Origin of the sequence: Sediminibacterium ginsengisoli (genome assembly GCF_900167075.1) — a bacterium.
Classification (GTDB): Bacteria; Bacteroidota; Bacteroidia; order Chitinophagales; family Chitinophagaceae; genus Sediminibacterium; species Sediminibacterium ginsengisoli.
The window spans coordinates 493,388-519,440 of sequence record NZ_FUWH01000001.1 but is presented as its reverse complement, the minus strand read 5'-3'; the positions used below and the strand labels follow the sequence as shown (position 1 = coordinate 519,440).

Below are 26,053 nucleotides of genomic sequence, written 5' to 3'. Positions count from 1 at the left end.
ACAATAAAATCCGAATGATTCCTATATTTCTTTCAGGGTTACTTTTCCGGCAGTGACGTGGAATGTATGTTCCAGGCCTACTTTCAAAGCGTAGTTATTTCTTTCGTGGCTGACAGGAAAATCATAACAAACAGGATAATCATATCCGGCAACATGTTCACTGATCAGATCGAACACATCACTACCGAAAGGGATCAGGGTATCTTTCATTTCGGAGAAACCGCCGATGATCAGCCCGGCCAGTTCATCCAGCATTCCGCTCCGCTTTAACTGGATGAACATACGGTCTACATTGTAAATGTATTCACCCACATCTTCCAGGAAAAGGATTTTTCCTTTTGTGCTGAATGCTGATTTACTACCGATAATATGTGCTATAAGTGAAAGGTTTCCGCCTATCAATATTCCTTCAGCTTTCCCCTTGCGGTTGAACGGGTGTGCTGCACAGCTATAGCTGCTCTTCTTCCCTGCAATGGCTTTGCGTAAAGATTGAATGAACTCATTTTCGTATTCACCTTCATTGAAGGCGCCGGCCATCGGGGCATGCAGGCAGGCTGTTTTGTGCCTGTTGTAAATATGTGCGTGCAAAACGGTGATATCACTGAACCCGATCACCCATTTCGGCTTTTTTCTGAAACGGGAGAAATCCAGCTGATCTACGATCCTGCTCATCCCATAACCACCGCGGCCACAGAGAATGGCATTAATACTATCATCATCGAGCATCTGCTGTAAATCGGCCAGGCGCTCTTCATCCGTACCGGAGAAATAATGGAACTGGCTTCCAAGGGTTTTGCCAACCACTACATGGTAACCCCATTGCTTCAGCACTTCTATGCAGGTGGCCGCTTTTTCAAAAGGCATTTGTCCGGACGGGCAAACAATTCCAATGGTATCACCTTTCTTCAGGTACGGAGGGATCTTGATCATCGTTCTACACTTATTTGATTTCTTTCAGGGTCGTTATCTCGCCGTTTACTTCCAGGCGGTGGCGGATGCCGCATTTGAGCGCGAAGTTATTTTTCTGGTGTCCTACAGGAAACCCGAAAGCAACAGGAAAATCGAATGCTTTTACTTTTTCCCAGACAATATCCTGCACGGATCTTCCGAATTCATCGCCGGGTGTTTCTGCTTTCATACTGGTAAATCCGCCTACGAGCAGGCCTTTCAAATGTTCCAGCTTACCGGTGCGAAGCAGGTTACAGAACATCCTGTCGATCTTGTATAAAGGCTCGCCAACATCTTCCACAAACAGGATCTTGTTTTTGGTATCAAGGTCTGAAACGCTTCCCGCAAGGGTTTCAAGAATAGACAGGTTTCCGCCCACAAGTTCGCCTTCGCCATGCCCGGGCCTGTTACGCAGATCTGGTAAAGCTTTGTATTCCATGGTTTCGCCGGTGAGTGCTTTTTTGATAGACAGGATGGTTTCCACTTGTACTGCATCCGCTTTTGACCAGTCGGAAGGAAAGCTGTTGCACATTTTGGAATGCACAGAAGCTACGTGCAGTGCATGATTGAGGTGATTATGAAAAACGGTGATGTCGCTGAACCCGATGATCCATTTTGGAGCACGCATAAAAGTTCCGAAGTTCAACCGGTCGATCATACGCACCACACCATAACCACCGCGGCCGCAAAGAATGGCTTTTACTTCCTGGTTATCGAGCATCTGCTGGAAATCTGCAGTACGTTCATCATCGGTACCACCGAAAGTAAAATCTCTTTTTCCAACGGTCGTTCCTTTCAGCACGCGGAAACCCCAGCTTTCGAGCAGCGCTGCTGCGGGCAACACATCAGCTTCTGGAATATAACCGGAAGGACAACTGATCCCGATCAGATCGCCGGGTACCAGATAAGGCGGAACAACGATGCGCTCTTTGCGCCGGGTGACGGTATTGGCTGCCATACCGGCTGAGGGCAAAAGAAAAGCGCCGGCAGAAGCGATCGTGCCCAGAAAATGTTTCCTGTTCATCCGCCGAAAATAAAACAAACACAGCAGAGGTATTGTTTTTTTTATGACCGGGTGGAATCCATTTTCAGGGTTTCCGGCTTTTTGTTTTAGCCGCTCCCGCTTGTACTTCTTTTTTCCGTCCGGCATCCTTCAATGCCTTATCGATCAGCATTTCCAGCTGGCCGTTCACACTCCGAAACTCGTCTGCCGCCCATTTTTCAAGAGCGGCATACGCGTCTTCGTTCAATCTTAATACAAATGATTTCTTGCTCAACTTGCAGAATTAACGGTTATGCATTATTGATGCAATGTGCCGGTATTCAGAACCGGTGTAGCGCCTCTTTCTCCGCAAAGCACTACCATCAGGTTGCTGACCATGGCTGCTTTCTTTTCTTCATCCAGCTCTACAATCTGCTTTTTGGATAGGAGTTCCAGCGCCATTTCAACCATTCCCACTGCACCTTCCACGATCTTGCTCCGGGCTGCCACAATAGCTGTAGCCTGCTGACGCTGCAGCATCGCACCTGCAATTTCAGGCGAATAAGCGAGATGGCTGATCCGCGCTTCTGTGATCACGATACCGGCTTTTGCCATCCTTTCGTTCAGCTCGGCTTCGAGCATGGCAATCACTTCATCGCCGCCGTCGCGCAGGGTAATGGCAGCATGCTCATCTTCGATGCTGTCGTAAGGACAGGTAGAAGCCAGGTGCCTGATGGCTGCTTCGCTCTGGTTTGTCATGTAGGAAGCGAAGTTCACCCCATCGAAAGCGACCTTATAAGTATCCTGGATCTGCCAGAGAATAACCGCGGCAATCTCGATAGGATTACCCATTTTATCGTTCACTTTCAGCTTGGCACTTTCCAGGCTCTGAGAACGCAGTGAAATCTTCTGCTTGGTGAAAAGCGGGTTTACGAACAGCAGACCGTTCTCCTTCACCGTGCCCACATATTTTCCGAAGAAAGTAAGTACAACGCTGTAATTAGGCTGTACCACCAGCAACCCTTTGCAAAGCACTATGGCTCCTGCAAAACATAATATAATCAGCATTATCAATAATCCATCTGGCTCCGTTTTTGAACCGGCCTGAACGCAGAGAAGGATACCTCCTATAAAAAGAATAACCGCTGCGAGAAGGGCTGCAAACCCCGAAATCGCTTTTTTGATCTTTTCCATATGCAATTGTTTTGATATTGTTTTGATATCAAATATAATTAATCGCTCCCTGATTCCAAATAATAATATTCCGCCGGAATGCCCGGGAAACGGCCAAAACGAGTCAAATGGCATACTTGACTTACTTTTGCAGCGCCGGAAGGCTTAAAGAGAAATTATGAAGGATCCAAAGAGATATCTGGTTACGGCAGCATTGCCGTATGCAAACGGGCTGAAGCATATCGGTCACCTGGCTGGCGCTTACCTGCCTGCCGACATTTATGTGCGTTACCTCAAAGCCGCCAAAAAAGACGTTGTTTTCGTTTGCGGCAGCGATGAGCACGGAACGGCCATACCCATCCAGGCTACAAAAGAAGGTACTACCGCAAAAGCGATCATCGACAAATACCACCCGATCATTGAACAGAACTTCAAAGACCTGGGGATTGCATTCGATATCTACCACCGCACCAGCGCCCCCATACACCATGAAACAGCGCAGGAATTCTTTACCATGCTGAACAGCAACGGTGATCTTGAAATCAAAGAATCCGAACAATATTATGATGAAGAAGCGGCGACCTTCCTTGCCGACCGCTACATCAAAGGCACCTGCCCCAATTGCGGCTATGAAAGTGCTTATGGCGATCAGTGCGAAAAATGCGGAAAGAGCCTGAGCCCGGATGAACTCATCAACCCCGTAAGTACGCTGAGCGGTAAAGTGCCCGTTAAAAAATCAACAAAGCACTGGTACCTGCCACTGGATCGTCACGAAGCGTTTTTACGCGAATGGATTCTGAAAGAGAACGGCGATAACTGGCGTGCCAATGTTGTGGGCCAGTGCAAAAGCTGGATCGATGGCGGCCTGCAACCCCGTGCCGTTACCCGCGACCTCGACTGGGGTGTAAAAGTACCGCTGCCAGATGCTGAAGGAAAAGTGCTCTATGTATGGTTCGACGCGCCGATCGGTTATATCAGCGCTACCAAACAATGGGCGCTGGACAATGACAAAGACTGGAAGCCTTACTGGCAGGAAAAAGATACCAAGCTGGTGCATTTCATCGGCAAAGACAATATCGTTTTCCATTGCATCATCTTCCCGGTGATGCTGAAGCTGCACGGCGATATTCTGCCCGACAATGTTCCTGCCAATGAGTTCATGAACCTGGAAGGCGACAAGATGAGTACCAGCCGGAACTGGAAACTGGAAATGCAGGATTATATAGACGACTTTATCAACAAAGAAAACGGCGGAAGCCAGATGGCTGATGTGCTTCGTTATTACCTTACACAGATCGCACCGGAAACAAAAGACAGCGAGTTCATGTGGAAAGGTTTCCAGGATGCCAACAACAGCGAACTGGTGAGCATTTTCGGAAATTTTGTGAACCGCACTTTCGTGCTGATGCATAAACTCTGCGGCGGTAAAGTTCCGCCATTGCATGCAGGCAGCATGGACGAGCTGGATACAGCTGTGATCGATGCCGTAGCCCAGTCTAAGCAAAAGATCACTGTGTTGCTGGAAGAATACAAATTCCGGGATGCTTTATTTGAAGTGATCAACCTGGCACGTACCGGCAACCAGTACATGCAGAAGAAAGAACCATGGATCGTTGCCAAACAAACCGGCGAAGATGGCAAACCTGTTGCAGAAGCCCAGCAGCTGATCGACAACTGCCTGCATATCTGTCTTCAGCTTACAGCCAACCTCGCTATCCTCATTCATCCATTCCTGCCTTTCACAGCAAAGAAACTTTGCCATATGATGAAAGTGGTAGACAAGATGCTGGAGTGGGAAAATGCGGGCAGTATGCAATTGCTGAAAACAGGCTATTCATTAAGAGCACCGGAATTGCTGTTCAGAAAAATAGAAGATGCGGAGATCACTTACCAGGTAGAAAAATTAAAAAATGCTGCCATCAGCAGGGAAACAGTTACTATGGATACAAATGCAGCTACAACAGAAGAAACAGCAATAAAGCCTGTTAAACAGGAAATCGTATTCGATGATTTTGCGAAAATCGACCTGCGCGTGGGAACGATCGTGAGTGCGGAAAAAGTAGAGAAGGCCGACAAGCTGTTAAAGCTGCAGGTGGATCTCGGTTTTGAAACCAGAACGATTGTTTCCGGCATAGCAATGCATTTTTCACCGGAAGAGATCACCGGCAAACAGGTTACTGTTGTAGTAAATCTCGCGCCAAGGAAAATGAGAGGCATCGAAAGCAACGGCATGATCCTGATGGCTGAAGATGCAAATGGCAAACTTCATTTCATCAATCCGGAAACCGCTATCAATGCGGGAAGCGGTGTAAGCTAAGACGCTCCTTACATAAAAGAAGAAGCCCATTCATGATCGAGTGGGCTTCTTCTTTGATAACATTTGAACCGGATCAATAACTGATACACACTTTCAGGTCCTGATCAGTATAAGCATAATTATATTGCTTCAACACATCTTCCGGAACACCGTTCCACTGGTTAGGCACATTACCCATGTAACCCAGGTCCTTCACCCCGATCTCTGAAGTGTAGAAGCCGGTCATGGTGAGATTGCGTGCAAGATTGAAAAATGCAACGCCCTGTTTCATTTCAGGTTTTGCCTTGGCGGGATAAGCGATCTGGTCCACCATAGCAATCCGTTGTGTCTCTGAGCAATCAACAAATGATTTTTCAAATTGTTTCAGACACTGCATATCCAGCCAGCGCAGACCTCCGCGCATCGGTGTCTGGTGGTAAGGCATATCTTTTACAATGAACTCCAGGAACTCCGGTACTTTTGCATCGGTTGCACTGCCACTGACACTGTCTTTCGGAACAATAATATCTACCAGCACGGTCAGCGTTGCCATTTCGTGCGGCGTGAAAAAGTTTTCCTGGGCTTTGAGTTTTTTCAGGGCATCTTTTTCTTCCTGCATGCGGTCGTCATCGTTCGCTGCCCCTGTAGCTGCAGCAGTGGCTTTTTTGTCTTCTGTTTTACAGGCATCCAGTACCACTCCCGCAGAAACGGTTCCGATAACAAGCGCCTTGATCGATTTTCTTCTGTCCATAAGGATCTGTTTTATCCCCGCAGGGAATGAAGAATTTAAAGATTTTGTTTTTTCATTTCATCGATGATATACTCTGAAGCACGCATGGAAAGTGCAAGAATGGTCCAGGTTATATTTTTATCAGCCTGCGATGTAAACTGGCTGCCATCCACACAAAACAATGTTTTGCAATCGTGTGCCTGGCTCCATTTATTCAGGGCCGATGTTTTACGGTCTGCACCCATGCGCACAGTACCGGCTTCGTGAATGATGTTACCCGGATTATTCAGGCCATAATTATTCTTCTCGTTATCATCTCCGCCCCAGGTAATAATAGCACCCATATTATGCATGATCTCCTTGAAAGTTTCTTTCATGTGCTTGGCCTGCTTGATCTCGTAATCCGAATGTTTGGTATGGAAACGCAGTACCGGAATACCGTATTTATCTACCACGCTCGGATCGATCTCGCAATAATTATTGATATTGGGAACCGCTTCTCCACGGCCAGCCATGCCTACACCGGCGCCATAGAAGAAACGCGCATCTTCTTTCAGCGAAGCACCATAGCCACCGGCTTCTTTGGTTTTGCCATGAACTGCATACTTACCGTTCAGCCCTTCCATACCAAATCCGAAGCCATAAGCTGGCTGCGACATGCCGCCCCAGTATTCAATATGATACCCGCGGGGGAAATCGAGTTTTTTATTATCCAGCCACCACGGTGTATATACGTGCATACCACCCACACCATCTTCATTATATCGTTTACGGCCGAAGAGCTGCGGCAGCACACCGCCTAACGCTGCGCCGGTGGAATCGTGCAGGTACTTTCCTACTACGTTGCTTTCATTGGCAAGTCCGTTCGGATGGCGTTGTGATTTTGAATTGAGCAGCAGTCTTGCTGTTTCACAGGCGCTGGCTGCAAGTATCACCACACGGCCGTTTACCTGGTATTCCATCATGTCTGTCTTATTCACAAATGAAATACCGGTTGCCTTTCCTTCTTTGTCAGTGATCACTTCTCTTGCCATGGCATTGGTTACCACATCTACATTCCCCGTAGCCACTGCCGGTTTTACCAGCGCGGATGATGATGAAAAATCCGCTGCCAGTTTACAACTGCGTCCACACTGTGCACAATACACACAGGCGCCGCGTTCTTTGTTGATCTGTTTGGTGAGGATCGAAAGCCTGGATGGAATAACCGGCACTCCTATCCCGGTTGCAGCTTTCCTGATCATCAGTTCGTGCAGGCGCGGCTTGGGTGGCGGCAGGAAGATGCCGTCCGGGTCATTTTCCAAGCCTTCGTTAGAACCGAACACACCGAGCAGCCTGTCGATCTTATCGTAATAAGGCTTCACGTCTTCGTAGCCGATCGGCCAGTCATCGCCCAAACCATCTATACTTCTTCTTTTGAAATCTTTCGGACCAAAACGCAGTGAGATCCTGCCCCAGTGATTGGTACGGCCTCCGATCATACGCGCACGCCACCAATCCCACTTATCACTTCCCGGCGCCATGGTATAAGGTTCGCCATCAATCTCCCAGCCCCAGTAACAACCATCGAAATCTCCGAAAGGACGGAACTTGGTACTTGCACCGCGGCGTGGTGAATCCCATGGATTTTTGAACTGTGAAGAGTGTTTGGCAGGATCATAATCAGGGCCGGCTTCAATCAGACACACTTTCAGTCCGGCATTGGCCAGTACATAAGCAGCCATTCCGCCACCAGCTCCCGAACCCACGATCACGGCATCGTATTTCTTGGATTCTTTTTTTATTTGCAGGTCTCCCATAAGGCAGGTTTGTTAGTTAGATCGTTGAAGAAATGAATGTATGATTTTTCGGGTAACACACATATTTTTTTTGCCATAAATTTCTGCACTGCATGTCTTTAATGGGCGACGCCACCCGGTAAACCAGGTGGCGTCTTATCAATTGAATCTAAGGGCCTGTGTTGTTAACTGCATCCCATGCTGTTGCCGCAGTTGAGGCACTTGTAGCAGGTACCGCTCCGGATGGTGATATGCCCGCAGGTGTTACATGCAGGTGCATCACTCTGCATATTCTTGGCGGCCATGTTTACGGCATCGAGGCCAGTATCTGTTTTTTGACCACCCGCAGCACGGTGCAGTTTCTGCGATTGTGCCGCAGCACTTGCATTTGCCGAAGCGATCACGCGCATATTGCTCAATTCGGGCGCATGTGCGTCTTCTCCCGTATTTCCGATCACCGGCCTGTCGATCACGTGAACCAGGTCTGTCCTGTCGAGGTACTCGTAAGCCAGTGCCCTGAACACAAAATCTACAAGTGATGTGGTGGTCTTGATATTCGGATGATCTACCATGCCGGCTGGTTCAAATTTGGTAAACACGAACTTCTCTACAAACTCTTCCAGCGGCACGCCATATTGCAGACCTACCGAAATAGCGATCGCAAAGCAGTTCATGAGACTGCGCAGCGTGGAACCTTCCTTCGCAAGATCGATGAAGATCTCTCCGAGCGTTCCGTCTCCGTATTCACCCGTACGCAGGAATAATACCTGGCCACCGATCCGGGCTTTCTGTGTAAACCCGCGACGTTTGGCCGGCAATGATTTTCTCTCTACAATTTTAGATAATGCACGCTTCAGCTGTGTATCAGTAGATGCATGCATTCTTTTCTGCACTTCTTCCAGCAGTTCTTCCACTGTCAGTTTGCCCAGGTCTACAATATTGCTTTCCTGTAATGAAACAGCTGCTTCCTCCGTTTCTGCTGCATCTTCTGTTTTCTTTTTCTTTTCTGCCTTATTACTCAGTGGCTGGCTCAGCTTCGATCCGTCGCGGTACAATGCATTCGCTTTCAGTCCGAGCTTCCAGCTCAGCATATAACAGTCCGCTATTTCTTCCACGGTTGCCTCATGCGGCAGGTTGATGGTTTTGGAAATAGCGCCGCTGAGGAATGGCTGACAGGCTGCCATCATACGGATATGTCCGTATGCATGTATATAACGTTCGCCGATCTTGCCACACTTATTGGCACAGTCAAATACAGGGAGGTGTGCTTCTTTCAGGTATGGTGCACCTTCTACGGTCATCGTTCCGCATACATAATTATTCGCTGCTTCAATTTCTTCTTCTGTAAAGCCAAGTGCCTCAAGGAGGTTAAAGCTCCAGTCTGCATATTGTGCTTCGCTGAAACCAAGTCTTTCCAGGCATTCATCGCCAAGTGTAAAGCGATTGAAGATAAAACCGATCTCGAATGCAGAACGTGCCGCATTTTCCAGTTTGCCGATCTCTTCTGCCGTCAGTCCTTTTGCTGCAAGACTTTCCGGATTAATGAAAGGTGCATTTTTAAAGCTTGCTGCACCTACTGCATATTGCTCTATCGCCTTTGCTTCCGCCTCGCTGTAGCCCAGGTTCTTAAGCGCCTGCGGCACTGACTGGTTGATGATCTTGAAGTAACCGCCACCGGATAATTTTTTAAATTTAACCAGTGCAAAATCCGGTTCCACACCTGTGGTATCGCAATCCATTACAAGACCGATGGTTCCGGTTGGCGCGATCACGGTGGTCTGTGCGTTGCGGTAACCATATTTTTCGCCCAGCTGAACGGCTTCATCCCAGGCTTTCGTAGCTGCGGTGAGCAGGTAATCAGGACAATATTTTGCGTTGATACCCTGTGGTTTGATCTCAAGGCCGGTATATGCTTCTTCTGCATCATAAGCCGCCGCGCGGTGATTGCGCATTACACGCAGCATATCGTTCCGGTTCTCCTGGTATTTTTCGAAAGGTCCGAGGAAAGCCGCCATTTCAGCAGAGGTTTTATAAGCTACGCCGGTCATAATAGCGGAAATAGCACCTGCAATACCGCGCGCTTCATCGCTGTCATAAGCAATGCCGCTGACCATCAGCATTGAGCCGAGATTGGCGAATCCTAATCCCAGTGTGCGGTAATCATAAGAAAGACGTGCCACTTCTTTTGAAGGGAACTGCGCCATCAGCACAGACACTTCAAGCACGGTTGTCCATAAACGCGTGGTGTATTCAAAACCTTCCACGTCAAAAACATTTGTTGCATCATTATGGAATTTACGCAGGTTTACGGAAGCCAGGTTACATGCGGTGTTATCCAGGAACATATATTCCGAACATGGATTGGACGCGTTGATGCGGCCACCCTGCGGACAGGTATGCCATTCATTGATGGTTGTATCGTATTGCGTTCCGGGGTCTGCACAGCGCCATGCGGCATTGGCGATATTATCCCATACTTCACTGGCTTTGATACGCTTCATCACGCGGCCATCTGTGCGTGCTTTCAATTCCCATTCGCCGTCTTCTTCCAGCGCGCGGAAAAAGCTGTTCGGGATCCGGACGGAATTATTCGAGTTCTGGCCGGATACTGTTGCATAAGCTTCCCCTTCATAGCTGTTATCATAACCTGCGGCAACAAGCGCTGCCACTTTATCTTCTTCTTTTACTTTCCAGTTGATGAATTCCATGATCTCCGGGTGATCCAGGTCGAGGCAGACCATCTTTGCAGCCCGTCTTGTGGTACCGCCGCTTTTGATAGCGCCGGCGGCGCGGTCGCCGATCTTGAGAAAACTCATCAGGCCACTGGAAGTACCGCCGCCGCTGAGCTTTTCATTCGAGCCCCTGATCTGTGAGAAGTTTGTTCCTACCCCTGATCCGTATTTGAAGATACGGGCCTCGCGGGTCCAGAGGTCCATGATCCCGCCTTCGTTAACCAGGTCGTCGTTCACACTGAGAATAAAGCAGGCATGTGGTTGCGGCCTTTCATAAGCATTGGAGGATTTCTTCAGCTGGCCATCTGCCGGATCTACAAAGTAGTGGCCCTGCGGTTTACCTGTGATCCCATAGCTTTCATGAAGACCGGTATTGAACCATTGCGGAGAATTGGGTACGCAAGACTGGTTAAGGATGCTGTACACCAGTTCTTCGTAAAACACCTGTGCATCCTTTTCAGTGGCAAAATAGCCATAACGTTCTCCCCAGGCGCGCCAGCAGTTGGCCATACGGTGCGCAACCTGTTTTACGCTTGTTTCCCTGCCTGTAGAACCATCAGGCTGGGGAACGCCGGCCTTACGGAAATATTTCTGGGCGAGGATATCTGTAGCGATCTGGCTCCACTGCTTCGGAACCTCTACATTGTTCATTTCAAATACTTTCTCCCCATTCGGGTTTTTAATAACGCTGTCGCGGTAATCGTATTCGAACTGATCATACGGACTGACATCATAGCGTGTAAAGCGGCGACGAAATTGCAGGCCTTTGACGGCAGAGGTTTTAGTAGCCATGAGCGAGTGGTTTTTTGCGGGTTAGGAAGATAGATCCCGCCCGGGTTCCGGAATCAGCTACGGTATCGGGCGGTTGACGAAAGTATCCAGCTATCATCATTTTTCAAGGCCGGAAATATCAACAAGCTGTGCATAAAGCAGCTTAAGGCTTTATTTTACTGAAGTAAATTTTTCTTCAGAAAAAAACACAAAAACATGCTGCAAATCCGGCAATTTTTCGTAAATGGATACAATCGAGCAGGCACAATTATTGCCCGTAAATCACTGCAGCCGAAGTGGTCTGAATAAGCTATCTTCACATGAATACAAACAAGACACTGTCAAACAAAAACTTTTCTGCATTTTTGCAATAGTATCCATCTATAACTGAATGAAGCAATTGTTATATAATCAATTCGTTGAAAAGAAAAGATCCGGTAAAAAATCATTTACCGTACTGATCGATCCGGATAAGATTGAAGAGCAGCATATCGATAAGTTGGTTACACTTGCTGTTGACGCTAAGGTGGATTATTTCTTTGTTGGCGGCAGCCTTGTAATTTCCAGTCACCTGGATGAGTGTATCCGCCGCATCAAACAACTCTGCCATATCCCGGTAGTACTTTTCCCGGGCTCACCATCGCAGGTAAGCAAATATGCCGATGCGCTGCTTTACCTTTCGCTGATCTCGGGGCGTAATCCGGAACTCCTGATCGGTCAGCATGTGATCAGTGCTCCTTTTGTAAAAAAGAGCGGCCTTGAGATCATGCCAACAGGTTATATGGTGATCGATGGCGGCGCACCCACCACCGTATCATATATTTCCAACGCCACTCCTATCCCCTCAGATAAAAATGATATTGCCATGTGTACAGCCATGGCCGGCGAAATGCTGGGCATGAAGCTGGTGTATATGGATGCCGGAAGCGGTGCCAAAAGGCCCATTACGGAAAGCATGATCGAAAGGGTTGCCAGGCATATTGAAGTACCGCTGATCATTGGCGGCGGCATTACCGAACCTGAAAAAGCTTACCGCAACTGCAAAGCCGGTGCCGATGTGATCGTGGTAGGTAATGCTATTGAAAAAGATCCGTCCCTGATCCGTGAAATGAGCGCGGCAGTGCACAGCGTTGCAGTAGAAGTATAATTATCCTGTTTAACAAATAGCTATAAAAGGAAAGCCGCAACGATATCGTTGCGGCTTTCCTTTTATGCTGATCCTTACGATTGATTAGCGTAAGGTAGAGGTATCTACGCGTGTTGGCGTTTCTTTCCCGCTCACAATGCCTTTTGAGCTCAATGCGATCGCTTTGATGATCATGGTCATGTTGTCCAGATCCAGCGTGCCTACTTCGTCACTGGCTTTGTGGTAATTGGGTTCGCTGTCCATTTTTGAAGTGGAAATGGTATGTGCAGGAACGCCCAGCCTTGCCAGCGTTGCGTTATCCGAACGGTAGAACAGGTTCTGATCGGTATACGGATCTGGATGGAATTCGAAACCTGTTCCTTTCAGGTTGCCCTGCAGGATCTCGCCCATACTGGTCTTCTCATAACCGGTAATGTAGGCAGAGTTTTTACCCCATTTACTTTCGGTACCGATCATTTCAATATTGAACATCGCTTTCACTTCTTCAGGATTGTACTGACGTGAGAAATAAGTAGCGCCGTAGCCACCTACTTCCTCGGCAGTAAATGCCGCGAAGATCAGGGTACGTTCATTGTTGTTCAGTGCTTTGAAATATTTGGCCAGCATCATTACCGCAGTGGTTCCCGCAGCATCATCATTGGCGCCGTTGTAGATGGAATCGTTATTTACCATGTTACGGGTATTGATCCCCAGGTGATCATAGTGACCGGAGAAGATCACATATTCATTCTTTTTGCTTTTACCGGGCAGGATTCCTACCACATTCGCCAGCTTCATTTCAGTGATCTCATGTTTTGCCTCTACCGTAAAGGTTTTAGGCGCAGTTGCCGTTGCAATGAAGATCACATTCTTGTCTGATTTGTACAACTGCGATTTCAGCCTGTTCAGATTAGCGAACTGTTTTGAAAAGCTGGTATCCACAAAAACGATGTAGTTCTTGTTGCTGTTCACATATTTATTTACCTCGGTGCGCAGGTTGGCGCCCGCAGCCATGGTCGCTTTTTCGTAACCGGAAGTTTCCGTTACTTTCAGCTCGGGCTGACAGGTGAATACCACCACATCTTTTGCATCTGCTGCTGCACCATCAATTGTTGCAGTGGTGCTGATCATTTTAGGACGTATCATAGCAAAGGACTGCAGATAAGTTCCGCTGTTGTTCAGCGTTTGCAGGCCTGTTTTTTTGAATTCATCCGCAATAAAGGCAGCGGCCTTATCGATACCCGGCGTGAAAGCGCGGCGGCCCTGCATATCATCTGCAGCAAGCACTCTTTCTATTCTTTCCACTTCCTTCACATTGATGATATTATCAATATTCTGTGCAAATGAAGCGGTTGTTGCCATAAGCGTCAGCAACAATAAGCTGTTCTTTTTCATCCGTTTGTTTTTTGTGTTTTGAATTGAACCGGATGAAAGATAACAATATTTTCATCACAGCCTGCGGCGTTTATGTGAGAGGATGAAAGGGCGATATAAAAAAAGCCCCTGTTTCATCAACAGGGGCTCACCATTATTGTTTCTGGCCTTAAAGGCTCATCATTTCTTTGAATTTAACCGTCTGGCGGCGGCTCACTTCAATTTTCTCGCCACCTTTCAGGTCTACCAGCAATCCGCCGTTGAAATAAGGTTCGATCTTTTCAATCCAGCGGAGATTGATGATATGTTTACGGTTGGCACGGAAGAACATGCGCTCATCCAGCCTTTCTTCCAGCGCATTCAGCGATTTCAGGATCAGCGGCTTGTTGGTGCCGAAGAACACTTTGGCATAGTTACCCACGCTTTCAAACAGGCGGATCTCACCCAGCTTCACAAACCAGCAACGCTCGCCATCTTTTACAAATACCTGGTCGAGTTCGGTCAGCGGACCGCGGTTAAACCCATTGATGCCGGCATTCTCTTTGAATATCTCTGCCTGCAGTTTCTGGATTGCGTCGGCCAGCCTTTTGGGCTCGATGGGCTTCAGCAGATAATCCAGTGCATTTACCTCGAAAGCTTTGATAGCATATTCGTCGTAAGCGGTAGTAAAAATCACTTTGGGTGCTTTTTCTACTTCGCTTAACAGGTCGAAGCCGGTCTTTCCGGGCATCTGGATATCGAGAAAAACAAGATCCGGGTTAAGGGATTCTATTTTTTCAATTCCGTCGTCCACATTGGCCGCCTCTTCAATGACTTCAATATCCGAATGATCCTGCAGGAGCTTTTTCAGTTCGTTGCGGGCCAGCCTTTCGTCGTCAATTATAATTGCTTTAATAGCCATAGCACGAAGTTATGTTATATACAAATTAAATTTACAAATGTTGAACAGGCATTTTTACTACTGCTTCCACCATATTGTCTTCGGTATCCCGGATGGCAAAAGTGGCTTTACCTCCAAACAGGAGTTTTAACCTGTTATGTGTGCTGTTGATACCGAAACCGTCGCTCTCGTTCACATTTCCGTTCAGCTGGCCGGTATTCTGCACTATCAGTTCATGGTAATCGTCCCTGAAATCGGAAACAACTTTAATAATACCACCGCTTTTCTGCTTACCGATACCGTGTTTGATGGCATTTTCCACCAGGGTCTGCAGCATCATTGGCGGTACCGGCTGATCCAGGGTATCTTCATCGATCTCATATTCTACCTGAAGGCGGTCTTCAAAGCGGATATGCTCAAGCGCCAGGTAATCCTTTACAATGCTCAGTTCTTTTTCCAGCGGAACGGTTTCCTGCTTTTCGGCCTGCATGCTGCTGCGCAGGATATTGCTCAGTTCTGTAATTGCCGTTCTGGCCCTGCCCGGATTTTCGTCTACCAGTGCCCTGATACTGTTCAGCGCATTGAAAATAAAGTGCGGGTTGATATGCGATTTGATCGTCTTGAGTTCAAGCTCTTTTACAAGACTTTCAAGTTTCACTTTCTGAATTTCGCTCTTCGTACCAAGTTCAATGTAATGCCATACATAATAAATTGATACCCAAACCATTAATAATGGAGAATCAAAGATAAGATTGGAAAGGAAGCGTTTTTCGACAGATACTTTTTTCTGCGGATCGTATAAATGCATCCATTCTACGATGGCGCTGTTGGTAAGACTGTAGAGAACAATGATACTGAGTACCGCAATGGTCATCAGCCACCAGCGCTGCAACTGTATAGGAGGACGAAGTTCCAGCCTGATAATCAGTTCACGGAGAAGGTGCGTGAACACAAGACCTGACAGAATGGTAATGGTCACCCGCGGATAGAAGATATTATTTGACTTATTCTCGAAGATAAAGGCAAAGAATACCATGGTTAACCCATAGAACAACCAACCGCCCAGCTGGCACCACCAGTATAATGAAGATTTACTTCTCATGTTGAAACAAATATACCAGTAAAGATTTCCCGGCAAACAATGAAATTTGATTAATGGTAAAATCTGCATCTGTCTGGCATAAATCCCCGTTTCTACCGATGAACAGGGTATTTCTGCCCGGCACTTTCCTACAAATCTTGGCGTAATATTTTAAGTTTATCACTTATTTTTACAAGATAAACCCATTCTCACATGGAGATTTCACCTGGTATTCTGTTACAATCCATCAATAACCCTGACGATCTCAAAAAGCTTTCCCGCGAGCAATTACACCAGGTTTGTGATGAATTAAGGCAATATATTATAGATGTAGTAAGTGTGCACGGCGGACATTTCGCGGCCAGCCTTGGCGTTGTGGAACTCAGCGTTGCCCTTCATTATGTGTATAATACACCTTACGATCAGTTGGTATGGGATGTAGGCCACCAGGCGTACGGCCACAAGATCCTGACCGGCCGGAGAGATAATTTCCCCAGTAACCGTAAATACAACGGCCTGAGCGGTTTCCCGAAGAGAAGTGAGAGCAATTATGATACATTCGGTGTAGGGCACTCTTCTACTTCCATTTCAGCAGCTCTCGGTATGGCGATGGCTGCAAAATATAAGGGCGAAGACCGCAAATCGGTGGCCGTTATCGGTGATGGTTCCATGACCGCAGGTATGGCATTTGAAGCGATGAACCATGCGGGTGTTGCCGACAGCGATGTCCTCATTATCCTGAACGATAACTGCATGAGCATCGACCCCAACGTGGGCGCACTGAAAGAATACCTGACCGATATCAGCACATCCCCTACCTATAACAAAGTGCGTGATGAAGTATGGAATATATTAGGCAAGCTTCCTATCGGCAAAAAGTTCAGCCGGGATATGGCCAGCAAGCTCGAAGCAGGCATGAAAGGAATGGTTAGCAAGAGCAGCAATCTTTTTGAAGCACTCAAGCTCCGTTATTTCGGCCCGATCGATGGTCATAATATTACCAAGCTGGTAGACACGCTGAAAGACCTCAAAGATATACCCGGCCCCAAGCTGCTGCATATTGTAACGGTAAAAGGAAAAGGTTATGCCCTGGCAGAAAAAGACCAGACCAAATGGCATGCACCCGGACTTTTCGATAAAGTGACCGGTGAGATCTTCCGCAAAAAAATAGACAGCCCTCAGCCGCCTAAATACCAGGATGTTTTCGGACATACCATTATCGAACTGGCGGAAAAGAATAATCTTATCATGGGGGTTACACCCGCCATGCCTAGTGGCTCTTCGCTGAAGTTCATGATGGAAAAAATGCCGGATCGTGCATTTGATGTGGGCATCTGCGAGCAGCATGCTGTTACTGTGAGCGCGGGTCTTGCAACACAGGGCATGCGTGTGTTTTGTAATATCTATTCGTCTTTCATGCAACGAGCCTTCGACCAGGCCGTGCATGATGTTGCAATACAAAAGCTGCCGGTTATTTTCTGCCTCGACCGTGCAGGACTTGTTGGTGAAGACGGGCCAACACACCATGGCTGTTACGATATCCCTTATTTCCGCTGCATTCCGCATATGGTGATCAGTGCGCCGATGAACGAGCAGGAACTGAGAAATCTCATGTATACTGCGCAGCTCGACAGCAACACGTCTCCATTTGTAATCCGTTATCCGCGCGGCGAAGGTGTTATGCCGGAATGGAAAACAACATTTGAAGCAATCGAGATCGGTAAAGGCCGGAAATTAAAAGACGGAAAAGAGGTGGCCATTCTCAGCTTTGGTCATCCGGGCAATTTTGCTCAGGCCGCGATCCGTGAACTGCGTACGGAAGGAATCGATCCGGCTCATTACGATATGCGTTTTGTAAAGCCGATCGACGAAGCTTTATTGCATGAAGTATTCAGCACTTACAATAAAGTGATCACTGTGGAAGATGGTGCCACCGTTGGTGGTGCAGGCAGCGCAGTGCTCGAGTTCATGAGCGAACATGGCTATCATGCAGAAGTGAAACGCCTCGGTATTCCTGACAGGCTGGTAGAACACGGCACGCTGAAAGAACTGCACCGCGAATGTGGTTATGATGCACAGGGAATTGCAGAAGCTGTACGTTCCATGGTAAAAGACCGCATCACGGTAAGCGCAGGTTCAATTACAATGCTGGGGTAATTGTCCCGGTTGAAATAAATAAAAAAGTCATACTGAATAAATAGTATGACTTTTTTTATTGCCCTGTATCGGTATATCGTTATTCTTCACCTCCTGTTTCGGGTTCAGCCTCAGATGCATCTGCGTTCTCTTCCTGTTGTTCTTCCGTTTGTTCGGGTAATTCCTCTTCTTCGCGGTTCTCGTTCCATTCAACGATAAAGTTGTTCTTGCCCTCACCTACCATCAGTTTCATATAACGCTGCTGTGAAAGTTCGAGGATGGAAAGGAAAAGGAAGATAGCGTGGATCCTGTCTTCACACACTTCGAATACTTTTTCGAATGCCACTGTCTTTTCTTTACGCACAAAACCCAGCATGTAATCACGGCTTCCTTCCATGGTATGGTTGTAACGTACCACGGTGTGAACCGGCTTGTTCTGCCTGTCGTGCACCCTTTGCATCACACGTTCAAACGCTTTCATGAGTTTGAACATGGTAATGTTCTGGATCTCCGTTCCTTCGGAAGCATCTTCGCCGATCTCGGATAATTCTTTCTGCAGGTTACCACGTTTTACCATGAGCATACGCATGGCTTCCATCTCGGCCATCTGAACTGCGGCCTCCTTGAATCGTTTGTATTCGAGGATCTTGTCGATCAGTTCCTGGCGCGGATCGATCTCATTGCCCTGTGCATCCAGTTCCTTGCGGGGCAGCAACAGGCGTGCCTTGATCCGCATGAGAGTAGATACGAAAAGAATGAATTCACTGCTGAGTTCAATATTCAGTTTCTCGCCCTGGTGAATGAAATCGAGAAAATCCTGTATGATCCTGGTGATCGGAATATTATAGATATCCAGTTCATCTCTTTCAATAAAGAAAAGCAGCAGGTCGAAAGGCCCCTCAAACTGGTCTAATTTAATCTGGTAAGTAGACGTGTTCACACTTCAAGCTTTAAGTGCACAAAGAAAAAGAAACAAAAACAAAGCCGGCGATAAGTTATCCACGCCGGCTCTGCCTTTATAAATAATTGACAATCAGTTCAGAATGGATCATTTTTTCAATGAATCCCTGATCTCGGTAAGTAATTGTTCTGTTGTAGTAGGGGCCGGAGGTGCTACAGGTGCCTCCTCGTGCTTGCGTTTCAGGCGGTTGATGCCTTTGATCAGCATAAAGATCACAAATGCGAGGATGACAAAATTGAGTACCACTGTTACGAAGTTACCCCAGGCGAAAACCGGACCCAGTTTACGTGCTTCTGCCAATGGTAAAGAAGCATCGGCAGGAATTTTATCTGAAAGCGGTATGTACAGGTTGCTGAAATCGGCCTTGAACAGGATACCTACAACCGGCATGATCAGATCATTCACAACCGAATCTACGATCTTTCCGAAGGCACCGCCGATGATAACACCCACCGCAAGGTCTACTACGTTTCCTTTGGTGGCAAACTCTTTAAATTCTTTTACAAAACCCATAGTGCTGTTTTTCTATCTTACAAATTAATACATTTTATCATTTCCTGCAATAGTCATTTTTTTATGCCGGGATACTGCATGTTCAATCCTTTCAGCAGGCTGTGCAGTGCTTTCGCCACCACATGTTCCTTGTACCAGTTCTGGTCTGCAGGTGTAATGATCCACGGCACTTCGTTGCAATGCGTGAAGCAGTCTTCATACATTTTCCTGTAAATAGCCCAGAGTTTTGATTCGGTGAGATCCTGGTCGTTATACTTCCATTGTTTTTCCCTGTTGCTGATCCTTTCTTCCAGCCTTTTCTTCTGTTCTTCTTTTGAAATATGAAGGTAGAATTTGAGGATATGCGTATGATTATGCGTGGTGAGCAGGTTTTCAAAATCATTGATCGCCCGCATCCGCTCCTTTGCCTGTGCATCATTGCACCATTTATGCACTCTTGTTACCAGTATATCTTCGTAATGCGAACGGTTGAATATTTTGATCATTCCTTTCTGCGGCACCTGTTTGTGGATGCGCCAGAGGAAATCGTGGGCCAGCTCTTCCGGTGTTGGTGTTTTGAAGGAGCTCACTGCCACTCCCTGCGGGTTCATGGTTCCGAATACCTTACGGATGGTACCGTCTTTACCGCTGGCATCCATGCCCTGCAGAATAACAAGTACCGAATGTTTCGATTCGGCATACATGCGGTTCTGGAGCTCATCGAGTTCCGATAACAGGTTTGCAGTGTCTGCCTTGGTTTTGTCTTTATCAAGATGCTCAGGAGCCCTGGTGCTGATCTTGTCCAGTTTAATACGAGCCATAGATTCCTTTTTTTAAAGTTAGTCATTAAATAAATCTGGTTCGGCCTGCCGTTCATTTTTTCAGTATGGCCAGTTGCACTGCCTTATCTTCGTCTGCAACAAAAGAAATCCCGCATGCAAAGAGTTGTAACATACCTGGCTTTATTCTTATTTTTTATCACTACCTGTTTATCAGCACAATCAAAAAAGATACCTGCAAACGATCTGTACACCTTAGGCAAAGTGTGGGGACTGCTCAAATATTATCATCCTGCCGTTTCGCAGGGGAAACTGAACTGGGACAGTATTCTATTAGCCACACTGGCTTCCGGGCAAAACAAGGACCAGGCTGTTACACACTGGTTTGAGATCCTCGGCAAAACAACGGCTGATCAACTGGCGCCGGTTCAGAGCAAATGCGACAGCATCACGTTGCGGAATTTTGATATCAGATGGCTGGAGCAATCGAAAGAGATCGCGGCCGGAGCCAAAGCCAGGTTACTGGAACTGGTCAGGCATCCGAAAAATATCGGCAGTTATTACAGTAATCCCAATCCCGGCACTATCAATTTCAGCAGTAAGAATGAAAAAGTATACGATCATTTTTCACCTGATATCAAAATGCTTGAATTGTTCCGGGCCTGGAATGTGATCGAATATTTTTATCCATACAAATATCTCGGCGACAAGAAATGGGATGATGTACTGAAAAAATATATTACCCTGTTCCGAAACATCAGTACAGAACAGGATTATAAAACTGCGATCATGCTGTTTGCTGCTGAAATACAGGATACGCATGTCAGTTTTGAACATTCCTATCAATACGATGTACTTGGAAAGTTTACCGCACCGTTTATTTTCCAGGTGGTTGACAATGGCGTCCTTATCACAGGCGTAAAAGATGAGGAAAAAGTAAAGAAGGCCGGTATTGATGTTGGCGATTTCATTACGAAAATCAATGGCAAACCTGTTAAAGAGATCATCGCTGCCAGATCAAAATATATAGCGGTATCGAACCCGGCTGTGATGCGCAGGGAAGCGTATCAGTATCTGTTCAGCAGCAACGATTCTATATGCACCATAGAAGGTGTTAAGGAAAACGGGAAAACAATTAAAACGAAGCTCGGAAAAATAAAACGTGTGTTCCTTAAAGAATGGGATGCAGACGGCATTCCTGCTTACCAGCTTTTATATAAGGGAAAAGCATACGATTATCTTGTCTGGAACCCCAAAGAAAGCCGTCCTCATCCCGGATTCCGCTTAAACGATAAAGCTTATATCGATTTTGCATCTTTAAGGGCAAAAGATATCGACAGTTTAATGCAGGCTTACCGGGATACCAAAGGCATTGTATTCGACCTGCGTGGTTATAATAATGACGGTGCATTGCTGAAAATATTCGATTACCTCTTCTCAAAACCGGAGTTCTTCGGCATCAAAACCTGCGCGGACTTTAACCAGCCGGGTAAATTCTGCTTCAAGGATCATATCATTCTTGAGTCTTACAAATACACGGGTAAAGAAAATCCTGATGCTTATAAGGGGCAGGTGATTGTACTGATGAATGAATACACGCAGAGTGCGGCAGAAATGTGGGCCATGGTCTTCAAAAAAAGAGCCGGTGCCCTTTTTATCGGAAGCCAGACAGCCGGTGCCGATGGTAACAAAACCACCATTAAACTCACCGATGGCAATGAAATTTATTTTTCAGGCCTGGGTATTTATTATCCCGACGGAAGCGAAACACAGCGTATCGGCATCAAACCGGATATCATCGTTCGCCCAACCATTCAAAGTATGCGCAAAAGGGAAGACCTTCTGCTACAAAAAGCGTTTGACATGATCGACAATAAGAAATAGCTGTTACTTTTTATTCACCAGGTATACACCGCCAAGTATAACGACAAGACTGCCCACCTGCAGCATGTTGATGTTCTCGCCATAGATCAGGCCCCAGATAATGGCAACGAAAGGAATGCCATAAGTTACCAGCGAGGCGAATAAAGGTCCGGCTCTTTTAACCAGCATATAAAAAAGGACCGAAGCCACTGCTGTGCCCATTGTACCCAGCACAAATGAAGCCAGTGTGGATAACCATACCTGCCTTTCGCCGAATGCATGGGAAAAATACCCGGTTACATATAGCATGATCAGGCAGGGGATCAGCAGGAACACAAAAGCCAGGGCTGCAATATTGAGGGAACCGATCCCCTGCAGGTGACGTCCTACAAGGTTTACATTGATACCATAAAATAAGGTTGCGATCAGGATCAGTGCGGTGTAAGAAAACTCACCCATATTCACTTCGCCGGAAGCCATCATCAGCAGGCATAAGCCCACAAAACCGATCAGCACGCCGGCCAGCTTCCAGATATTTGCCTTTAGTTTGAAAAAACTGATACCTACAATAATGGTGAACAGTGGCGTGAGCGCATTCAGAATGCCCGTAAGAGAGCTGCTGATCTTCAGTTCTGCGATACAGAACAGGTAGGCCGGAAAAAAGCTGCCCAGCAAGCCGGACGTGATCACCAGCAGCAGTTTATTCCGGGGTACGGCGGCAAAGGCCCTGGCCGCAAACGGCAGCAGTACGACCCCCGCGCTCATGATCCGGATGGATGCTACCTGGTAAGGACTTAACACTTCCAGCCCTGCTTTCATCAGTATGAATGAGCTGCCCCATATTACCGAAAGCGCGGCAAAAAAGCTCCAGTTGATCAGTTTATCTTTCACGGCGTTACTTTTTGTAAAAAAATTCCCCCCCGATCCGCTTCAAAAAAAAAACTGCAGGCCCTGCATTCAGCAGCAGCCTGCAGTTTGCGGACAGCCGCCATATAGTTTATACGGACATCATTTCTTTTTCCTTGGCAGCCAGGTGCTTGTCGACCAGTACAATGTAACGGTCGGTCAGTTCCTGGATATTTTTTTCGGCATCTTTAGCTGCATCTTCGCTCAGGCCGTCTTTCTGCAGTTTTTTCACCTGCTCAATGGCATCACGGCGTATGTTCCTGATGGCCACTTTGCTTTGTTCGCCTTCACCGCTTGCTTTCTTGAACAGCTCCTTACGGCGTTCTTCTGTGAGCGGAGGCAGGAAAAGCCTGATCTGCACACCATCGTTCTGCGGTGTGATCCCGATATTAGCCGCCATGATAGACCTTTCGATAGGCTGTACCATGTTCTTTTCCCAGGGTTGTATGCTGATGGTACGCGCATCCAGTACAGTTACGTTGGCAACCTGGCCGATAGGCGTAGGAGCACCGTAATATTCAACAGTGATACCATCGATCATTGCGGGACTGGCTTTACCGGCCCTGATCTTGGTCAGTTCCGATTCAAGGTGGTTAATGCCTTTTCTCATCGTTTGTTCGGCATCAGCCAGTATTAAATCCAGTTCTTCAGACATATTATTGTTTTTGGATGGGCAAAGCTAAGGAATAGTCAGGAATGGGCAATAGCAAAGGCGGCAGGTCCGGGGATCCCGTTTCGGCTGCGATCCTGTAAAAAAAATCGTCCGTACACATGTTAGCTTTTATATCTTCGCAGCCTAACAAAAAAACTATGGCAAGCATACAGGAATTGAAAGACACCGCCACGCAGGTCAGGCGCGATATTGTAAGAATGGTTCATGCGGTACAAAGCGGGCACCCGGGCGGTTCCCTCGGTTGTACAGATTTTCTGACTGCCCTGTATTTCCATAGCATGAAGCACAACACTTCATTTTCAATGGATGGTGTTGGTGAAGACCTGTTTTTTCTTTCCAACGGCCATATTTCCCCGGTATTCTATTCAGTTCTGGCGCGTTCGGGTTATTTTGAAGTGAAGGAACTGGCTACTTTCCGTAAGATCAATTCACGTTTACAGGGCCACCCTACCACCCACGAACATTTACCCGGTGTGCGTATTGCAAGCGGCTCCCTGGGCCAGGGCCTGAGTGTGGCAGTTGGCGCGGCGCTGACCAAAAAACTGAATAACGACCCGCACCTGGTGTTCTCTCTGCATGGTGATGGCGAACTGCAGGAAGGACAGATCTGGGAAGCAATGATGTTCGCAGCACACAATAAAGTAGATAACCTGATCGCAACCATCGACTGGAACGGACAGCAGATCGACGGTCCTACCAGTAAGGTACTGGCCCTTGACAACCTGCAGGCTAAATTTGAAGCATTCAACTGGACCGTTATCGAAATGAACGGTAATGATATGGACGATGTGGTAGCTACACTCGACAAAGCCAAATCCTTAACCGGTCAGGGCAAACCTATCTGCATCCTGATGAAAACTGAAATGGGTAAAGGTGTCGATTTTATGGAAGGCAGTCACGAATGGCACGGCATCGCTCCAAACGATGAGCAGCTGGCCAAAGCACTGGCACAGTTACCGGCAACGCTGGGTGATTATTAATAGTTGTTCTTCGTTAGAAGATTAATGATAAAGAAAAAGGGAACTGAATAGTTCCCTTTTTTAATACTGCCTTATAAAGGCAGAAGTTCTTTTCTTATGTATATATCCTTATTTTATCCATAATTTATCTAAAAACGTATACTGAGGTTTATCAAAAGATCAGGATTTCAACGAATATAATTGCATGCTCGCCTTACGTGCAGGCAGCCAGGACGCAATCACTGCGATGAAGAGAACCGTCACCGCTACAAGCAGGAAATCTCCGGGCACCATCTGCACCGGGTAATAATCGATCACAAACGTATCGCCACCCAATTTGATCAGCTTGAAATGCGCCTGGAGCCAGCAGAATAATGCAGCAAGCACAATACCTGCCAGGCCGCCGATGGAAGCCAGCAGCAAACCTTCGGCGAGGAAGATCTGTTGTATCTTCTGTTCACTGGCACCCATGGCTTTCAGTACCGCAATATCTTTCTGTTTTTCGAGCACCAGCATTGTGAGTGCGCCGATCATGTTAAAAGCCGCTACCACGAGGATCAGGGAAAGAATACCGTAAATCACCCATTTTTCCACCTGCATGACGGCGTAAAGACTTTTATTCTGTTCATACCTTGTTTCAACCAGGTATTTTTTGCCTAAGATCCGGCTTAATTCACGTTTCACTTCTGCAGGATCGCCGTTGACCTGCAGCTCTATGGAACTGTATTCATCCGGCCCCATATTCAGCATGTATTTGAGGAAAGCCAGGTTGGAGAAAACATATTTGTTGTCGAAATCCTGTTGCACCATGAATGTACCCGCAGGAACGGCATTGTAAACATTCAGTCCATCCATGGAACTGAATTTCGCCTGCCGGTTGGGCATGTAAAGTGTAAGCGGCATTACGGGCTGACTGCTGATATCGGCCATCACGGCATTCTCAATACCCACGCCCAGCACCAGTGCCGGTTCGCTGGCTGTACCCAATACAAACTTTCCTCTTTTAATATGCGCTGTGATCTTGTTGATCTTTGTAAAAGCGCTGTCTACGCCTTTTACATACACGATGGACTGATGCTCGCCGTTTACCAGGAACGCTTTTTCTTCCGCAACAAAACTGACCACACCCACACCTTTAACCGAACGGATACTTTTCAGCTGCTCCTGCGAGAGCAGGAGAGTTTTGCCCTGGGCAGGCATAATGCGCATGTCGGCGTAGAAATCTGCATAGAGACCTTTTACGAGTCCTTCGAAACCATTGAATACACTCAGTACAATGATCAGTGCAGCGGCTCCGACGGCAATAGCAACCATGCTGATCCAGGCAATGATATTAATAGCATTGGTAGACTTCTTCGACCTGAAATAGCGCCATGCGAAAAGAAGGTTCAAGTGCCGGTTATTTAGGGGATG

Annotated in this window: 21 protein-coding genes; 5 read left to right on the top strand and 16 right to left on the bottom strand. The window is 47.0% G+C overall.

Annotated features, from left to right (window positions below):
* Nucleotides 1-21 precede the first annotated feature (21 nt).
* The 4 genes from B5D42_RS02405 to B5D42_RS02390 all read right to left on the bottom strand — a co-directional run bounded on the left by B5D42_RS02405 (nt 22) and on the right by B5D42_RS02390 (nt 3,124).
* Nucleotides 22-930, bottom strand: coding sequence for a S66 peptidase family protein (locus B5D42_RS02405; RefSeq protein WP_078829821.1), 909 nt, complete (start codon nt 928-930; stop codon nt 22-24).
* A 10-nt stretch (nt 931-940) separates the two neighbouring features.
* On the bottom strand, nt 941-1,972 hold the full coding sequence (locus tag B5D42_RS02400; RefSeq protein ID WP_078829820.1) for a S66 peptidase family protein: 1,032 nt from the start codon (nt 1,970-1,972) through the stop codon (nt 941-943).
* A gap of 64 nt (nt 1,973-2,036) precedes the next feature.
* The gene (locus B5D42_RS02395) at nt 2,037-2,225 is read right to left on the bottom strand and encodes a type II toxin-antitoxin system antitoxin (RefSeq protein ID WP_078829819.1); all 189 of its coding nucleotides are present in this window, start codon (nt 2,223-2,225) and stop codon (nt 2,037-2,039) included.
* 23 nt (nt 2,226-2,248) lie between these two features.
* On the bottom strand, nt 2,249-3,124 hold the full coding sequence (locus B5D42_RS02390) for an SPFH domain-containing protein (protein WP_078829983.1): 876 nt from the start codon (nt 3,122-3,124) through the stop codon (nt 2,249-2,251).
* 157 nt (nt 3,125-3,281) lie between these two features.
* Here B5D42_RS02390 and metG point away from each other — a divergent pair, with 157 nt between their 5' ends.
* Nucleotides 3,282-5,420 carry a methionine--tRNA ligase gene (gene metG / locus B5D42_RS02385; protein ID WP_078829818.1) on the top strand — a complete coding sequence of 713 codons (2,139 nt, stop codon included), beginning with the start codon at nt 3,282-3,284 and terminating at the stop codon, nt 5,418-5,420.
* Nucleotides 5,421-5,493: 73 nt separating this feature from the next.
* Here metG and B5D42_RS02380 read toward each other — a convergent pair whose 3' ends face one another.
* The 3 genes from B5D42_RS02380 to B5D42_RS02370 form a co-directional block, all read right to left on the bottom strand.
* Nucleotides 5,494-6,150: a gluconate 2-dehydrogenase subunit 3 family protein gene (locus B5D42_RS02380; protein WP_078829817.1), complete on the bottom strand. Its 657-nt coding sequence runs from the start codon at nt 6,148-6,150 to the stop codon at nt 5,494-5,496.
* A 35-nt stretch (nt 6,151-6,185) separates the two neighbouring features.
* Nucleotides 6,186-7,928 (bottom strand): GMC oxidoreductase, encoded by a 1,743-nt coding sequence (locus B5D42_RS02375; RefSeq protein ID WP_078829816.1) that lies wholly within the window; start codon nt 7,926-7,928, stop codon nt 6,186-6,188.
* Between the two features lie 164 nt (nt 7,929-8,092).
* On the bottom strand, nt 8,093-11,431 hold the full coding sequence (locus B5D42_RS02370) for a vitamin B12-dependent ribonucleotide reductase (protein WP_078829815.1): 3,339 nt from the start codon (nt 11,429-11,431) through the stop codon (nt 8,093-8,095).
* A 370-nt stretch (nt 11,432-11,801) separates the two neighbouring features.
* Between B5D42_RS02370 and B5D42_RS02365 the strand changes: the two genes are divergently transcribed.
* A complete protein-coding gene (locus B5D42_RS02365) occupies nt 11,802-12,557 on the top strand; it encodes a phosphoglycerol geranylgeranyltransferase (protein ID WP_078829814.1) in 756 nt (251 codons plus the stop codon).
* Between the two features lie 84 nt (nt 12,558-12,641).
* On the opposite strand, the gene B5D42_RS02360 is transcribed toward B5D42_RS02365, so the two are convergent.
* The 3 genes from B5D42_RS02360 to B5D42_RS02350 all read right to left on the bottom strand — a co-directional run bounded on the left by B5D42_RS02360 (nt 12,642) and on the right by B5D42_RS02350 (nt 15,892).
* On the bottom strand, nt 12,642-13,931 hold the full coding sequence (locus B5D42_RS02360) for a M28 family metallopeptidase (protein WP_078829813.1): 1,290 nt from the start codon (nt 13,929-13,931) through the stop codon (nt 12,642-12,644).
* Between the two features lie 148 nt (nt 13,932-14,079).
* Nucleotides 14,080-14,811, bottom strand: a complete 732-nt coding sequence (locus B5D42_RS02355) for a LytR/AlgR family response regulator transcription factor (protein WP_078829812.1) — start codon at nt 14,809-14,811, stop codon at nt 14,080-14,082.
* 31 nt (nt 14,812-14,842) lie between these two features.
* On the bottom strand, nt 14,843-15,892 hold the full coding sequence (locus B5D42_RS02350) for a sensor histidine kinase (protein WP_078829811.1): 1,050 nt from the start codon (nt 15,890-15,892) through the stop codon (nt 14,843-14,845).
* Nucleotides 15,893-16,084: 192 nt separating this feature from the next.
* Here B5D42_RS02350 and dxs point away from each other — a divergent pair, with 192 nt between their 5' ends.
* Nucleotides 16,085-18,028: a 1-deoxy-D-xylulose-5-phosphate synthase gene (dxs, locus tag B5D42_RS02345; RefSeq protein WP_078829810.1), complete on the top strand. Its 1,944-nt coding sequence runs from the start codon at nt 16,085-16,087 to the stop codon at nt 18,026-18,028.
* 79 nt (nt 18,029-18,107) lie between these two features.
* Here dxs and B5D42_RS02340 read toward each other — a convergent pair whose 3' ends face one another.
* The 3 genes from B5D42_RS02340 to B5D42_RS02330 all read right to left on the bottom strand — a co-directional run bounded on the left by B5D42_RS02340 (nt 18,108) and on the right by B5D42_RS02330 (nt 20,281).
* Complete coding sequence (locus tag B5D42_RS02340; RefSeq protein ID WP_078829809.1) at nt 18,108-18,947, bottom strand: segregation and condensation protein A; 840 nt, start codon at nt 18,945-18,947, stop codon at nt 18,108-18,110.
* A gap of 108 nt (nt 18,948-19,055) precedes the next feature.
* Complete coding sequence (mscL, locus tag B5D42_RS02335) at nt 19,056-19,481, bottom strand: large conductance mechanosensitive channel protein MscL (RefSeq protein ID WP_078829808.1); 426 nt, start codon at nt 19,479-19,481, stop codon at nt 19,056-19,058.
* Nucleotides 19,482-19,534: 53 nt separating this feature from the next.
* The gene (locus tag B5D42_RS02330; protein WP_078829807.1) at nt 19,535-20,281 is read right to left on the bottom strand and encodes a PPK2 family polyphosphate kinase; all 747 of its coding nucleotides are present in this window, start codon (nt 20,279-20,281) and stop codon (nt 19,535-19,537) included.
* Nucleotides 20,282-20,395: 114 nt separating this feature from the next.
* Here B5D42_RS02330 and B5D42_RS02325 point away from each other — a divergent pair, with 114 nt between their 5' ends.
* On the top strand, nt 20,396-22,123 hold the full coding sequence (locus tag B5D42_RS02325) for a S41 family peptidase (protein WP_078829806.1): 1,728 nt from the start codon (nt 20,396-20,398) through the stop codon (nt 22,121-22,123).
* Nucleotides 22,124-22,126: 3 nt separating this feature from the next.
* Here B5D42_RS02325 and B5D42_RS02320 read toward each other — a convergent pair whose 3' ends face one another.
* Together B5D42_RS02320 and frr are read right to left on the bottom strand one after the other, a co-directional pair.
* Complete coding sequence (locus B5D42_RS02320) at nt 22,127-22,993, bottom strand: DMT family transporter (RefSeq protein ID WP_078829805.1); 867 nt, start codon at nt 22,991-22,993, stop codon at nt 22,127-22,129.
* 106 nt (nt 22,994-23,099) lie between these two features.
* Nucleotides 23,100-23,663, bottom strand: coding sequence for a ribosome recycling factor (frr, locus tag B5D42_RS02315; RefSeq protein ID WP_078829804.1), 564 nt, complete (start codon nt 23,661-23,663; stop codon nt 23,100-23,102).
* Nucleotides 23,664-23,818: 155 nt separating this feature from the next.
* On the opposite strand from frr, the gene B5D42_RS02310 reads away from it, so the two are divergent.
* Nucleotides 23,819-24,661: a transketolase gene (locus B5D42_RS02310; protein WP_078829982.1), complete on the top strand. Its 843-nt coding sequence runs from the start codon at nt 23,819-23,821 to the stop codon at nt 24,659-24,661.
* Nucleotides 24,662-24,820: 159 nt separating this feature from the next.
* Here B5D42_RS02310 and B5D42_RS02305 read toward each other — a convergent pair whose 3' ends face one another.
* A complete protein-coding gene (locus tag B5D42_RS02305) occupies nt 24,821-26,032 on the bottom strand; it encodes an FtsX-like permease family protein (RefSeq protein WP_078829803.1) in 1,212 nt (403 codons plus the stop codon).
* Nucleotides 26,033-26,053 lie beyond the last annotated feature (21 nt).

Excerpts from the sequence above, each read along its gene's own strand:
- B5D42_RS02405 (WP_078829821.1), bottom strand. The coding sequence starts at position 930 with ATGATCAAGATCCCTCCGTACCTGAAGAAAGGTGATACCATTGGAATT.
- B5D42_RS02400 (WP_078829820.1), bottom strand. The coding sequence starts at position 1,972 with ATGAACAGGAAACATTTTCTGGGCACGATCGCTTCTGCCGGCGCTTTT.
- B5D42_RS02390 (WP_078829983.1), bottom strand. The coding sequence starts at position 3,124 with ATGGAAAAGATCAAAAAAGCGATTTCGGGGTTTGCAGCCCTTCTCGCA.
- metG (WP_078829818.1), top strand. The coding sequence starts at position 3,282 with ATGAAGGATCCAAAGAGATATCTGGTTACGGCAGCATTGCCGTATGCA.
- B5D42_RS02380 (WP_078829817.1), bottom strand. The coding sequence starts at position 6,150 with ATGGACAGAAGAAAATCGATCAAGGCGCTTGTTATCGGAACCGTTTCT.
- B5D42_RS02375 (WP_078829816.1), bottom strand. The coding sequence starts at position 7,928 with ATGGGAGACCTGCAAATAAAAAAAGAATCCAAGAAATACGATGCCGTG.
- B5D42_RS02370 (WP_078829815.1), bottom strand. The coding sequence starts at position 11,431 with ATGGCTACTAAAACCTCTGCCGTCAAAGGCCTGCAATTTCGTCGCCGC.
- B5D42_RS02365 (WP_078829814.1), top strand. The coding sequence starts at position 11,802 with ATGAAGCAATTGTTATATAATCAATTCGTTGAAAAGAAAAGATCCGGT.
- B5D42_RS02360 (WP_078829813.1), bottom strand. The coding sequence starts at position 13,931 with ATGAAAAAGAACAGCTTATTGTTGCTGACGCTTATGGCAACAACCGCT.
- B5D42_RS02355 (WP_078829812.1), bottom strand. The coding sequence starts at position 14,811 with ATGGCTATTAAAGCAATTATAATTGACGACGAAAGGCTGGCCCGCAAC.
- B5D42_RS02350 (WP_078829811.1), bottom strand. The coding sequence starts at position 15,892 with ATGAGAAGTAAATCTTCATTATACTGGTGGTGCCAGCTGGGCGGTTGG.
- dxs (WP_078829810.1), top strand. The coding sequence starts at position 16,085 with ATGGAGATTTCACCTGGTATTCTGTTACAATCCATCAATAACCCTGAC.
- mscL (WP_078829808.1), bottom strand. The coding sequence starts at position 19,481 with ATGGGTTTTGTAAAAGAATTTAAAGAGTTTGCCACCAAAGGAAACGTA.
- B5D42_RS02330 (WP_078829807.1), bottom strand. The coding sequence starts at position 20,281 with ATGGCTCGTATTAAACTGGACAAGATCAGCACCAGGGCTCCTGAGCAT.
- B5D42_RS02325 (WP_078829806.1), top strand. The coding sequence starts at position 20,396 with ATGCAAAGAGTTGTAACATACCTGGCTTTATTCTTATTTTTTATCACT.
- frr (WP_078829804.1), bottom strand. The coding sequence starts at position 23,663 with ATGTCTGAAGAACTGGATTTAATACTGGCTGATGCCGAACAAACGATG.
- B5D42_RS02310 (WP_078829982.1), top strand. The coding sequence starts at position 23,819 with ATGGCAAGCATACAGGAATTGAAAGACACCGCCACGCAGGTCAGGCGC.